Source organism: Peribacillus psychrosaccharolyticus ATCC 23296 (genome assembly GCF_000305495.1).
GTDB classification, from domain to species: domain Bacteria; phylum Bacillota; class Bacilli; order Bacillales; family DSM-1321; genus Peribacillus; species Peribacillus psychrosaccharolyticus.
The window spans coordinates 1-13,319 of record NZ_AJTN02000188.1; the positions used below are offsets into that span (position 1 = coordinate 1).

Genomic DNA, 13,319 nt, shown 5'->3' on the forward strand with positions numbered 1-13,319 from the left:
GGTTTTGAGTCAACGAGTAATGTTAGGGCAGGGAAGTTATTTGGTATTCCTGTTTCAGGCACGCATTCCCATGCTATGATTCAGACATATAAAGACGAATACACAGCGTTTCATAAATATGCCAGTACGCATAAGGACTGCGTGTTTCTTGTGGATACTTATGATACACTGCGGTCGGGAATTCCAAATGCCATTCGGGTTGCGAAGGAACTGGGCGATAAGATTAATTTTATTGGAGTTCGCCTTGATAGTGGAGACCTTGCTTATTTATCAAAAATTGCACGAGAGATGCTGGATAAGGCCGGCTTTACTCATGCAAAAGTAATTGCTTCAAATGACCTTGATGAGTACACGATTATCAACTTGAAACAACAGGGTGCCCGTATTGATGTATGGGGAATTGGTACGAAGCTTATTACTGCCTATGATCAGCCTGCACTCGGCGCCGTTTATAAAATGGTTTCAATTGAAGATGAAAAAGGGAATATGATTGATACCATCAAAATTTCTTCAAACCCAGAAAAGGTCAGTACACCAGGATTAAAAAGGGTATACCGCATTATAAATAAGATGAACGGACATTCAGAGGGTGATTACATTGCGATGGAAGATGAGTCGCCGCAGGATGAAGAGAAATTACGCCTGTTCCATCCGGTTCATACTTTTTTAAGTAAGTTTGTCACAGATTACGAAGCAGTTGATCTGCATGAAGATATCTATCGATCAGGAAAACGTATCTATCAACTTCCTGCAATCGAAGAAATCAGGGAATTTGCCAGCCGTAATTTAGAGCTGTTATGGCCAGAATATTTGAGAACCTTAAATCCTGAAGAATATCCGGTCGATTTAAGCCAAAAATGCTGGGATACGAAAATGCGAAATATTGATGAAGTTAAGTTGAATGTAGAACGAGCACTTTTAAAGATATAGAAGTGTTACTAATACAGAAAAGAGGTTTTAGTATGCGTCCATTACAAAAAGAAATCGTAACAAAGCTGTTAGTACAGCCAACCATTGATCCCAAAGCGGAATTCAGAAAAAGTGTGGACTTTTTAAAAGACTATTTAAAGAAATATTCTTTTCTTAAAAGCCTAATTCTGGGCATATCTGGGGGTCAAGATTCGACACTAGCAGGATATATGGCTCAAACGGCTGTTAATGAATTAAATGAAGAAACTGGCGGCGACTATCAGTTTATTGCTGTAAGCTTGCCTTACGGAGTTCAAGCTGATGAAGCAGACCGTGCATTAGCACTTGAGTTTATACAGCCATCTAAAACAGTGACGGTTAATATTAAGCCAAGTGTAGATGCTTCTGTAAATGCGGTTGAAGAAGCAACAGGAGAACAAATGTCGCATTTCCTCAAAGGAAATGTGAAAGCGCGTGAACGGATGAAGGTCCAATATGATTTAGCTGGTTTGTATCATGGGGTGGTATTAGGGACAGATCATGCAGCAGAAGCCATTACTGGATTTTTCACGAAACATGGTGATGGAGCGGCAGACTTGATTCCATTATATCGCTTAAATAAAAGACAAGGCCGGGCTATTTTAAAATACCTTCAAGCTCCTGAAAGGTTGTATACAAAGATTCCTACAGCTGACCTTGAGGACGATAAGCCTCTTGTTCCCGATGAAGTCGCACTCGGCGTTTCATATGAAGACATCGACAATTATCTTGAAGGCAAAGATATACGTACAGAAGCAGCCGAAACTATTGAAGGCTGGTATACGAAGACTGAACATAAACGTAATGAAGCAATCTCTGTTTTAGATTCATGGTGGAAGTAAATAAACTAGTCCTGAAGATCTCTAGGGAAGAGAGGATCTTCAGGACTTTTCTTTATTCTTTTACGGTAGGGTGTAACGATTTAATTTGATTTAGGGCGGATGGATTATCTATTGACGTCAAGTCGCCCGTGTCTTTTTGAAGAAAGGCCGCTTTAATAACTCGACGTAGTATTTTTCCATTTTTTGTTTTTGGCAGTTCGGATACTTGATAAATCATCGAAGGCAGTAAAGCTTTCCCAAGCTGCCTTTCAATCCTCTTCAATAATTCTAGTTTTAGTTCAGGCGATAACAATAATTTGTTCTGTAATACGACAAAACAAACAGCAGTTTCACCCTTAACTGAATCAGGAACACCGATTGTGGCGGATTCAAGAACGTCTTCGTGCGCAGCCAAAATGGATTCAAGTTCTGATGGGCCTAGACGCTTTCCAGCTACATTCAAAATATCATCAGAACGGCCTGTAATCGTCCAAAAACCATGTTCATCAATAATCGCCCAATCTCCATGTACCCAGGTATCTGGCCATCGGCTCCAATAAGTATCTTCATATCGCTCGTTTTCATTCCAGAATCCGTTCGTCATCCCAACCCAGGGTTTGCCTATCACTAATTCACCAACCTGACTGATGACTGACTCTGCTTGTTCATTATATACATGTGCATCCATGCCAGGGAGCGGGGAGTTAAACGTAATGGGAGAAATTGGTTTCACTAATACGTTTCCAAGGATACCTCCGGAAATTTCAGTGCCTCCAGAATAGTTGACGATGGGAATTCTGTTTTTACCAATCGTTTCAAATAACCACATCCAAGGTTCGAGATTCCATGGTTCACCTGAAGACCCAATTACTCTAAGATTTTCTAAATTAAACGAATCAGCAGAACTGCTGCCATACTTCATTAAGCTTCGAACAAGAGTTGGCGAAATACCCAGATGTGTAACAGAGTGGTCAGCTGTAATGTTCCAAATACGATCGGCATTAGGGTAATCAGGCGTTCCCTCGAATAACAGAATGGCCGAACCATTAACCAATCCTCCAAAAATTAGAAATGGCCCCATCATCCAGCCCATATCCGTATACCAAAAAAGCGTGTCGCCAGGTTTAACATCCATACAGATTCCAGCGTCAAAAGCTGCCTTAATCGGGAAACCTGCGTGTGTATGAACCGCTCCTTTAGGCTTTCCCGTGGTACCAGAGGTATAAATAAGCATAAGAGGATCGTTACCATATGTATCAACTGTTTTGGAAGGGCTTACATTTTTGCGTATATCGCTCCATTCTAAATCACGTCCCTTTGTCCAAGGTATCTCTTGACCTGTTCGACGAATCACGAATACTTTTTCGATAGTCGGGGAGAGGGAAACAGCTCGGTCACATTCTTTTTTCATATTAACGACTTTACCACGTCTGAAAAATCCGTCAGCGGTAATCAAAAATTTTGCCTGTGAAGCATCTATTCTAGCCGCAACGGCTTCCGCGCCATACCCAGAAAATGCAGGCGAAAAAATAGCCCCAATTTTTGCAATAGCTAGTATGGCTGTGACTGTCTCAGGGAGCATAGGTAAATAAATGGTGACGACATCCCCGCGCTTAACGCCTGTTGCTAAAAGACCAGCTGCAGTCTGTTCAACTTCATTCATTAGTTCCTCAAAGGTAAATGTCTGTTCACTCCCATCATCACCTACCCAAATTACAGCTTTATTCCCTTTTGTTTGCTCGTTCTTTGCCCATTTCTCTACTGAATTTGTATAAATATTCATTTTTCCGCCGGTAAACCACCTAGGGTATTTTACTCCATTTGTTAGATCGAGTGTTTTTTGATAGGGGGTATCCCAAAGTATTCCAAGCTCTTTAACCGCTTCATCCCAGAACCATGATGTATCAACAATTGATTTTTGAAAAAATTCATCGTAATTCGTCAATCCAGTTTTGTTCATCCATTGATATAATCTTGTTTGTTGTAGATAGTCTTCTTTTGGAAACCATACTGCTTCATTGCCGGACATGAGTATCCTCCTTTAATTTCTGAAAATTCTTTTCGTTCTGATAATTACATTATATAATAGATGGAAATGCAATGGTAATAAAAGCGATGTGGAAAAACCTAATAAAGGAGCTTTAATGAATAAATATATTCTATTTCTTGACTTGTTATTTTATCTCGCATTGCCGCTGCTTATTTGGAATTATGGAAGAGTATATATGGGTGATTATACGGCTATTCTTGTATCTTCTTCAGTTGGAATCCTCTACAGTATTTACCGTTTTTATACAATGAAAAAAGTAAGCTTTACTGGGATGTATATTTTGACATCGCTGCTTATTAAAATTTTTATTGAGTTTTTTGCAGGATCAGCGTTGCAGCTTCTCTGGAATCATATTTACTATGATTTCGCAACTGCGTTATTTTTTTTAGTTACAATCGGTATAAAAAAACCTGCCTCTTTATATCTCACACTTGATATTGTTGAATTACAAGGGAATGATCGGGCCCTGATGAAAGATTTATTTTATAGTGGAAGAATCTTAAGAGTCTTTAACTTAATTACCCTCGTTTTTTGCTTTCGTGAACTAGTGCTAGCTGTTACAAGAATAATCCTAATCGGCCGGTTCGGGGTAGACGCCTATGATGAAGGCATTATTTATCAGCAAGTCATCAGTTGGATTTTTACCATTATTGCGGGGGTGGGGTTTATTTATGTTTATAAACTTCTTGGTCCTGAGATTAGAAAGACCCCCCCAGGAGAAAATTCGAAGTGAAGAAACTAAAACAGCCTATCCATAACGAATAGATTCGATACGGATAAGCTCTTTATTTAATAGGCAATTCGATATAAAAAGTCGTACCGTGTTGATTGCTTTTTGCAGTCAGCAAACCAGAGTGGTTTTCAATAATTTTCTTTGAAACGGATAATCCAAGACCAGTACCGTAGTCTTTAGTGGAGAAAAACGGTTCAAAAATGTTTGCGAAAACCTCTGGACTAATGCCTGATCCATTATCAGCAAAAATAACCTGCAGATAATTTTCTTCTTCTTGAACCTGTATCGTGATTTTTAATTTCTCAATATTTTTTGCTTGGATTGAGTTTTGCATAAGGTTCATGAATACCTGTAAGAGTTCTTCACGATCACCCATAAAGAACAGATTATCAATGTTTGGGTTAATTTCCAATTGTAAGTCGACGTTATAAAGCGTGGCCTGAGTCTGAAGAAAAGTAATTAAATAATCGTTAAGAAAATAACCGGCATTCATCCATTCCATATTTGTCTGCGCTGGTTTTGCAATCGCCAAAAAGTCCGTAATAATTTTATTAGCACGATCGATTTCAGGAATTAATAACTCGGAAAATAAATTGGCTACCTTTGGCTCAACCTTGCTTTGAAGCAATTGTAAATACCCTCTAACAGTGGTAAGCGGATTACGGATTTCATGAGCAATTCCGGCTGCAATTCTCCCAGCTACCGCTTGTTTTTCGGCTTCCTTTATTGATTTTAGGAAGTAAAATACACCAATTACCCGATTAATCGACCCATCTGAATTGTGAATGAGTTTAGTATTCACTTTATAATAATTTCGATCGAGAACTTCTCTATCAATAATTTCCTGATTCGTGCGCAGTGACTCAAGAATAATGATTTTCTCATCAGGAATTTTGATTAAATCTCTTATATGCCGACCAACCATGCTGCCTTTTGCTTCACCATGATCAACAGCCGCCTGATCATTACAGAAAGTCATAATCCCGTCACTATCCAGAAAAACGATATGATACGGAATTAAATTTAAAATGGGGGCTACGAATACTTCAATTTCCTTAAAAGGGATAATCTCAGGCATAATATTGAGCTTATTGCATTCAATTTCAGTACTTGCTTCGATGCTCAAGGGGTGACCATCCACTTTATTAATCGTATATCCGTCTTTATGCTGAAACGTAAAACTCATCGGGAGGTCAGTAAGAAGCTCCTGCAGCATCTGATTTTCTTTTTTCAATTGTTCCAACTCATAATAGTCCATGTTATTTTTCATTTGTATCTGTACACCTCTACGCTAAAAATCCCCTGTATCATCTATATCGCGAATGTTTATAATTTATTGGGGTATTTTCCTTAATTTTCTCTGACATTCTTCTATATTACTAGAAAACGAGAAAAATAAACAATAAAATACAAAATTCTTCCTTTAGCGAGAATTTCATCAAGGGGTCTATATAAAACATTTTTTTAAAATGAGTGTTATAATAAAAGAACAATGGAATATTTTAGAAATACCTTTCAACTTTTAGAGTCAAGACCAATAGGTCTATATGTCTCCTATTTCGAAAAAGGTGTTTTTTTTTACAAGAGGAACATGGAAGGGAAAGTGGCATGAAAAAAACGGCGCTTATTTATTGTGAAAATCATTTTGGAACAATGGATGGAAAAACGGCAAATGGATTGATTAGAAGTTCAGGTAAATATCAAATTGTTGGTGTAATCGATCGTTCAAAAGCCGGAATGGATACGGGGGAAGTCCTTGAGGGAGTGAAAAATGGAATTCCGTTTTTCTCAACACTTGAGGATGCTGTAGGAAGTTTGACTAAAATACCGAACCAATTCATCTATGGTATGGCCCCATCCGAAGGATTTTTAAAAGAAAACGAAAGAAATATTGTATTAAAGGCAATGGAATATGGAATGAATATCGTTAACCCTCTTCATGAATTCTTCACAGCAGATGAAGAATTTGTAGATGCCTCTGTAAAGTATGGTGTTGAAATAGTCGATGTTAGAAAGCCGCCGTTGAAAAAAGATATGCATCTTTTTTCAGGAAGAATTTTAGCTATTGATACACCGGTTGTGGCAGTGCTCGGAACAGACAGTGCAGTAGGGAAAAGAACGACATCTGTGATTCTTGAGGCTGCCCTTTTGAAAATGGGCTTAAAGGTTGCTTTTGTAGCAACAGGACAAACAGGACTCATCCAAGGAGCAAAATATGGGGTGGCTATCGACGCTATACCATCGCAATTTATGACAGGTGAAATTGAAAACGAAGTTATGAAAGCGTGTACAAATGATCAACCTGACATTATTCTCATTGAAGGACAAGGAGCATTAAGTCATCCAGCTTATATAAGTTCATGTGGAATTATCAGGGGATCAAGACCAGGAGCAGTAATCATTCAGCATCCGCCAAAGCGAGAAAACTTAGGGGATTTTAGCTTTATGAAAATGCCAACCATAAAAAGTGAGATTGAACTGATTGAAAATTTTTCAAGCACAAAGATTATAGCTATTACGATTAACCATGAAAACATGTCAGATCAGGAAATTGCGGATGTAATTGTTGAATATGAGGATCAACTTAATCTTCCAACGACAGATGTTCTAAAATACGGATGTGATAAACTAATCGCCAGCATTTTTGAGACTTTTCCATTACTAAAGAATAAAGCAACGAAATTACTAGTCACGTGAACGATTCTATTGCACCAAGGATTGAAATTAACACAGTTAAAATTGGAATGAATGCAGAGGTTCTGCTCAAACTGTATAGATCTAAAGGGATTGACATCATGGGAGTGACCAAAGGTGTCTGTGGAGTTCCAGAAATTGCAAAGGTTTTAGTCGATAAGGGGATCCATCTTCTAGGGGACTCCAATGTAAAAAACCTTAAGAAAATGCGTGAAGCCAACATTAATGCAGAATTCTTTTTATTAAGAACGCCTGCATTAAGTGAAATCGATTCTGTCATTAAATATGCAGATATTAGCCTTAATACTGAACTCGCTATTATAAAAAGCCTTTCAGCTGAAGCAAAGAAGAAAAACGTTGTTCATAAAATCATCCTCATGATAGAGATGGGTGATTTGAGAGAAGGGATTATGTCCGAAAATCTTGACGAATTTATTGATGAAGTTCTGAAACTACCTAATATTAATCTGATTGGAATTGGAGCGAATTTTGCCTGCTTTGGAGGTGTGAAACCCACAAAAGATAAAATGGAGGAACTATCATCGTTGAGTCAAGAAATTGAAAAAAAGTTTTCTATATCACTCACTTATGTTTCAGGAGGAAACTCTGCTAATTATAGTTGGTTCAAGACCACTGAAAATATTGGACATATTAATAACTTACGAGTGGGAGAGTCCATCTTATTAGGTAAAGAAACGCTATACCGAATGAACATCCCTGGATTATTTACAGATGCCTTTACCTTTATTTCAGAAGTGATTGAATCAAAAATCAAACCTTCTGTTCCTTATGGAGAAATTGCCCAGAACACAGTAGGATTATCACCGCACTTTGAAGACCGAGGAACAATCAGAAGAGCGATTCTCGGAGTAGGGTTTCAGGATGTACAAGTGTCGGGTTTAACGCCTAAGGTAGATGTAGAGATTATTGGTTCAAGTAGTGATCATACAGTGGTAGATGCGAAGAAGATAGACTTACAAGTAGGAGATGAGATTGCCTTCTCGCTCAATTATGCAGCCCTTCTGTCAGTTATGAGCTCACCTAATGTTTCTAAACAGTATATTCATAGCCTTTGAATAGCTTAGGTTAATCTCAGCAAATAAATAAAGGGACCTCATTGTAATTGAAATGAGGTCCCTTCATTTATTCTTTTTTCAACATACTTCTTCCTTGCATAAGAATTTCTTTATTTCTGCTAATAATATCGGCATTTTCCGACTTAATATGATCAATAATAAGTTCGTTATCTTCCATATAGTCGAGTAATAGTTCAACAGCTTTTTCTGCTAATTGGTCTGTAGTTACATTTCGATCTTCAGCTAATCGAGAAAGCCTTTTGCTCAAATTAGATGGTATGGAAGCATTTATTGGTACTCGGTTTTCAGCACTCATATGTAAGCTCCTTTGACATTATTTATATAGTATATGTTGGAAAATAATATAAGTCAAAATAAGTAAAAAAAGAAGAAAAGTCAATAGGAGAATATGATCATTTAAGTGTAGAGATTTATTAATTCATTTCTTTATTTTTGTGTCGATAGCTGCAATTTTATCTATGTAGGTATTCTCCTTGAGTCATGTTATAGTTGTCAAAAATAACCATAAACGGAGGATGGATATTGAAAAAAGCCGCTTTTTTAGTATTGACACTGGTCTTATTAACATTTTCGTTTCAAGGGTATGCACAGGCAGCAAATGAACAAATCCTAAATAAAAGAAGTCAAATTCAGGAGACGATAAGTAAGGCTCCATCCGTCAAGTTGGCATTATTCAATCAATCTAAGTTGAAACAATCCTTGAACAGCGATGATGTTCGTTATGAAAAAGAACCTAATGACAGCTTTGGTACGGCTAATAATCATAATATAAAATATTATCTTGCCGGAACATTAGATTATAACGATATTGATATGTTTAGAGTGAAGATACCCAAAGATGGAAACTATGCTTTGGCAGGAGCAAATGCAGAAGATAGCCTGCTTGATTTGGGGTTTGGTTTAATCGATCCCACTACAGAAGAATTTATTGAGCCCTTTTGGTTACGATGAAGATGGTAAGGCGAAAGCGCTAGGCTATGCGCTAGAAGCGGGAACATATTATCTAGCAGCACTGGATTTAGTAAATGCCGGACTTGGGGAAGCATACATTCTCAAATTATCAAGTTTGGATGATTTAGATACAAAAGCTCCAGCTAGACCAAAAGTGAATAAGATTGATGACAATGATACACGGGTAACTGGAACAGCTGAAGCTAATTCATATATTTGGATACAAGCAGGGGAAGAGTGGATCAGTACAGAAGGTAAAACCAATTCACGTGGTAAGTTTTCTGTTAAAATACCACGACAAAAAGCAGGAACGTTTATTGCTGTTTGTGCCTTTGATCAGACCGGCAATCAAAGTAAATTCGCTGAACAGTGGGTAATTGATAAAACAGCACCAAAGACCTTAACTGTAAATAAAATCACTTCAAAAACGACGAATGTAACAGGTAAGACAGAAGCTAAAGCACGTGTACAAATTAAACAAGGGACAAAAATCCTCGGAAAAGCGACGGCTGACAAGAAAGGAAATTATAAGGTAAAAATCGCTAAACAGAAAAAAGGAAAAAAACTAACGATACAGGCTAGTGATAAAGCCAATAATACGAAAAAGATTTCAGTTACTATAAAATAACCTTTAAACGTACAAGAGCCTTCCTACAATAAAAATGTAGGAAGGCTCTTGTACAATTTTTACCTATGAAACCATCAAAAAAACAGACCATTTGAGGCCCGAGCTTATGTCTCTCAAAGGTTCTCTTAGGTTTGTTGTAGAAAATCTGCGGTGGAAATAACATTCGCATACATACCATTAAGTGCGCTGACAAATGCATAATGAACCTGTTCAGCTGGAACGACCTGATCTTGATAAGATATTTCTCGAGTCGCACATGCATCTTCAATAAGAGTAGTTTCATAGCCTAGATCCACTGCAGCTCTGACTGTCGCATCGATACACATATGTGTCATCATACCTACAACCACTAACTTGGTTATACGTTTTTCTTTTAATTTGCTTTCTAATTCAGTCTGTAAAAAGCTGTTAGCGAAATGTTTGATGATTATGCTTTCGTTTTCCAATGGTTGTACCGTTTTATGTATGTTAGCACCCTCTGTATCCGGAACGAAGAATCCTAATGATGGATCACCTGCGATATGCTGAACGTGAAAAATGTTACCATTGTTATTCTTTCTAAAATGTTCAAGCACTTTAGCAGCATTAACGGCTGCTTTTTCAGGATTGCTTAATTCCATTTTTCCATTTGGGAAATAGTCATTTTGAATATCTACAATAATTAGAGCTGTGCTCATAATTCTCCACCTCGTTTCATGTATTTTGTTACACTATAATTATAAGATAGATTTTTATCGATTAGTTGACGAAACACTTTTAGTTCAAAAAACTTCATGATGAAAGGAATTAAAAATGGAAATTGATAATATTGATTTTCAGGTTCTTCGGTTACTATCCGAAAATTCACGCTTTCAATAGAAAGAGTTAGGTGAACAAATTCATATGACGGGACAAGCAGTAGGAAATCGTATAAAAAAATGGAGGAAAGTGGTGTAATTAAAGCCTACTCTCTTATAGTTGATGAAATGAAATTAGGGCTTACTTATACAGCGTTTACCATTATATATATGAAAACTGCAAATCATGAATCGTTTATCCGATTAATAAATGCCCGAAATGAGGTAGTGGAAGCCCACCGAGTATCAGGGGAAGGCTGTTACCATTTAAAAATTAAAGTTAACTCGCAAGAACAATTGATTCTTTTTCTAGATAAAATTCTTGAGTATGGGAATTATAGTGTACATTTATCTATACAAGAGGTTAAACAACAAAATCCGATGACTGCTATTTGATTAAAGATTTCGGCTGCTCAAAATAAATAAAAAAATCCTCGCCTGTAAAAGGAGAGGATTTTCTGTTTATTAATAGGTGAGAAAATGAGTAGGGAAGGTATCTAAAGAAAAAGTAAAGTTTGTGAATCCCACCTTAATCTTATTCAACACTACCTTTTTTGCGTATTTTCTCCAGTACATCCTCGAGCTCATCAGGCTTTAGAAACTCAATGGGAGAGACGCTTTTCTCGAAAGAAACAGTGTCAGATTCAATGATGGTTACATATTTTCCATTTAGTTTGGCGATGTGTACGGCGTCGCCAAAGTCGGCGAGAAGTCCGTTCACCGCAATATGGCCCAGTTTTAATTTTAATGGTATTTCTGGTGTGTGTTCAATGATTTGAGCAGCCGCTTCAACAATTTCTGTGTGGGAGAAGTGTTCTTGAATCTCTCTCTTTTCACTGGCTGCCCAAACCTCCATGGCTTGATCGAGTTTTTGGCGTTCCTCGGTTTGCTCTGGGTAGATGGTATCGATTTGTTCGTATACCATTTCCATGACCTGATTTTTGACGATCTCAGGCATAGACTCCCCATATTCAACAAACTTTAAGAAGTCCTCAAAATAACGAGCATGAGACGATTGGTGAATCTTAATTTCTCCAGACTCTACAATTCCCTCTTCGGGCATGAATGGGTACTGAATGGATTTCATATTTTTGGTTGTAATCGCCATTTCGACATTGCGAATTAAAGTCTGTTCATCAGAAATAGAGGCAACTTTCGGTTCAAAATCACATTTTAATAAGAAGATAAAGTTTTCATCTAGATAGCTGCTTAGCTTTGCGGAGGCAACGAGAAAGACTCCGCCTCGAACAGCACTTGTATCAAGATAGGAAATGACAAACTGTTCATTTTCTTGATAAAACATATCCTTTGTATCTGCATTGCGGACGCGATTAAATAAATTATAGTTAGGATTTGAATCCAGTTCATGTCCTTCTTCAACAATAAAGTGACCGACTTTGGTTGGTACCTGTTCTGCTTTTGGGTGACGATCGACCTTACGTTTACTGATTTTCATCAGCTCACCATCTAGAAAACCTTTTAACGGACTGTTTTCATATTCCTCATGGTCAAGGGTTTGAAAATGCTTATAGCGTTTATCCGCCTGTTCTCCCTTACCATCTACTGTAACGACGTAAAAGGACAGGTATTGTATAGTAAAATCCATTTAATTCACCTTTTTTCTAAAAAGTAGCTCACACTAGTATAAAAAGGTTATTGAAATCCGTCAAACGAATTTAGCTGGAATGAAGTATTAAAGTGGAGGTGTTTTTATGAGAGTAATTGTTTTATCTGACACACATATACCAAAACGTGCAAAGGAGCTTCCATCTGAATTAGTCAGAGAATTAAAGCAGGCAGATATGATTATTCATGCAGGTGATTGGCAGACGATAGAAGTGCTGGATATGCTCAGGCCATACGGACCTATTGAAGGGGTGCACGGGAATGTGGATTCCGAACTCATTAAACAGCAGTTCCCTGAAAAGAAGTTACTTGAAATAGGAGGATTTAAAATTGGGATTGTTCATGGGCATGGACAAAAACAAACGACAGAAAAACGAGCCCTCGCTGCCTTTGCAGAGGAATCCTTAGATTTGCTCATTTTTGGTCATTCTCATATACCAGTAAAAAAACAGATAGACGAAATGTGGGTATTTAATCCGGGTTCGCCTACTGATAAGCGGAGACAGCCATTCTTTTCTTTTGGGATATTAGAACTCACAGATGCATTAGAAATTAATCATCTATATTTTAAATATCGTTTTTCCTAATTAAGGTAAAAAAAGTATTTTTTCTTATTAAAATGTAATTTTTATACTATTATTCTAGAATATTCTCCTTCAAATCTGTATACTAAAACAGTTACTCTGATTAAACCAATGGAAATAACCTGATGATTTTTTTTAGGCTATATCAAGGAGAGAAGTATCTATGAGAAATTTACTAACTAGACCTAAGTTAGAGCAAAGAAACTATGACCAATATGAAAAGGATGTTTATATTGATGTCGAAGGTCATCAGGATGTAAGTCAGCAAATCCACATGATTCATTTAACTACTAAGGATTTATGCATGATTCGTTCTCTGCAGTCTGTTATTGAAGAGCATCTAGAAGACAT

General features: G+C 37.3%; 14 protein-coding genes and 1 pseudogene. 10 read left to right on the forward strand and 5 right to left on the reverse strand.

Annotation, left to right across the window (positions count from 1 at the left end):
• Positions 1-930 (forward strand): nicotinate phosphoribosyltransferase (gene pncB, locus WYK_RS10740; RefSeq protein WP_040374498.1); only part of this gene is annotated, 930 nt, incomplete at its 5' end.
• A gap of 32 nt (positions 931-962) precedes the next feature.
• On the forward strand, positions 963-1,790 hold the full coding sequence (gene nadE / locus WYK_RS10745; RefSeq protein ID WP_040374499.1) for an ammonia-dependent NAD(+) synthetase: 828 nt from the start codon (positions 963-965) through the stop codon (positions 1,788-1,790).
• 52 nt (positions 1,791-1,842) lie between these two features.
• Here nadE and WYK_RS10750 read toward each other — a convergent pair whose 3' ends face one another.
• Positions 1,843-3,798, reverse strand: coding sequence for an AMP-binding protein (locus tag WYK_RS10750; protein ID WP_040374500.1), 1,956 nt, complete (start codon positions 3,796-3,798; stop codon positions 1,843-1,845).
• Between the two features lie 115 nt (positions 3,799-3,913).
• On the opposite strand from WYK_RS10750, the gene WYK_RS10755 reads away from it, so the two are divergent.
• Positions 3,914-4,552: a VC0807 family protein gene (locus tag WYK_RS10755; RefSeq protein ID WP_040374501.1), complete on the forward strand. Its 639-nt coding sequence runs from the start codon at positions 3,914-3,916 to the stop codon at positions 4,550-4,552.
• A 52-nt stretch (positions 4,553-4,604) separates the two neighbouring features.
• On the opposite strand, the gene WYK_RS10760 is transcribed toward WYK_RS10755, so the two are convergent.
• Positions 4,605-5,822, reverse strand: coding sequence for an ATP-binding protein (locus WYK_RS10760; protein WP_040374502.1), 1,218 nt, complete (start codon positions 5,820-5,822; stop codon positions 4,605-4,607).
• A gap of 338 nt (positions 5,823-6,160) precedes the next feature.
• Between WYK_RS10760 and WYK_RS10765 the strand changes: the two genes are divergently transcribed.
• Both WYK_RS10765 and WYK_RS10770 read left to right on the forward strand, forming a co-directional pair.
• Positions 6,161-7,249, forward strand: coding sequence for a DUF1611 domain-containing protein (locus WYK_RS10765; RefSeq protein WP_040374503.1), 1,089 nt, complete (start codon positions 6,161-6,163; stop codon positions 7,247-7,249).
• A gap of 47 nt (positions 7,250-7,296) precedes the next feature.
• Positions 7,297-8,322 carry an alanine/ornithine racemase family PLP-dependent enzyme gene (locus WYK_RS10770; RefSeq protein WP_081704863.1) on the forward strand — a complete coding sequence of 342 codons (1,026 nt, stop codon included), beginning with the start codon at positions 7,297-7,299 and terminating at the stop codon, positions 8,320-8,322.
• 67 nt (positions 8,323-8,389) lie between these two features.
• On the opposite strand, the gene WYK_RS10775 is transcribed toward WYK_RS10770, so the two are convergent.
• Positions 8,390-8,638, reverse strand: coding sequence for a hypothetical protein (locus WYK_RS10775; RefSeq protein ID WP_040374504.1), 249 nt, complete (start codon positions 8,636-8,638; stop codon positions 8,390-8,392).
• Positions 8,639-8,865: 227 nt separating this feature from the next.
• Between WYK_RS10775 and WYK_RS10780 the strand changes: the two genes are divergently transcribed.
• Both WYK_RS10780 and WYK_RS10785 read left to right on the forward strand, forming a co-directional pair.
• On the forward strand, positions 8,866-9,294 hold the full coding sequence (locus tag WYK_RS10780; RefSeq protein ID WP_040374505.1) for a hypothetical protein: 429 nt from the start codon (positions 8,866-8,868) through the stop codon (positions 9,292-9,294).
• Positions 9,272-9,922, forward strand: a complete 651-nt coding sequence (locus WYK_RS10785) for an Ig-like domain-containing protein (protein ID WP_051387444.1) — start codon at positions 9,272-9,274, stop codon at positions 9,920-9,922. Before WYK_RS10780 ends, WYK_RS10785 begins: the two co-directional genes overlap by 23 nt.
• Positions 9,923-10,047: 125 nt before the next feature.
• On the opposite strand, the gene WYK_RS10790 is transcribed toward WYK_RS10785, so the two are convergent.
• Positions 10,048-10,599 carry a cysteine hydrolase family protein gene (locus WYK_RS10790; protein WP_040374506.1) on the reverse strand — a complete coding sequence of 184 codons (552 nt, stop codon included), beginning with the start codon at positions 10,597-10,599 and terminating at the stop codon, positions 10,048-10,050.
• Positions 10,600-10,714: 115 nt separating this feature from the next.
• Here WYK_RS10790 and WYK_RS10795 point away from each other — a divergent pair.
• Positions 10,715-11,154 (forward strand): annotated as a pseudogene (locus WYK_RS10795) (Lrp/AsnC family transcriptional regulator).
• Between the two features lie 139 nt (positions 11,155-11,293).
• Here WYK_RS10795 and WYK_RS10800 read toward each other — a convergent pair.
• On the reverse strand, positions 11,294-12,364 hold the full coding sequence (locus tag WYK_RS10800; protein WP_040374507.1) for a DUF3900 domain-containing protein: 1,071 nt from the start codon (positions 12,362-12,364) through the stop codon (positions 11,294-11,296).
• Between the two features lie 106 nt (positions 12,365-12,470).
• On the opposite strand from WYK_RS10800, the gene WYK_RS10805 reads away from it, so the two are divergent.
• A complete protein-coding gene (locus WYK_RS10805; RefSeq protein ID WP_040374508.1) occupies positions 12,471-12,971 on the forward strand; it encodes a metallophosphoesterase family protein in 501 nt (166 codons plus the stop codon).
• Positions 12,972-13,131: 160 nt separating this feature from the next.
• On the forward strand, positions 13,132-13,319 hold a 188-nt coding region (locus WYK_RS10810), incomplete at its 3' end, for a hypothetical protein (RefSeq protein ID WP_040374509.1).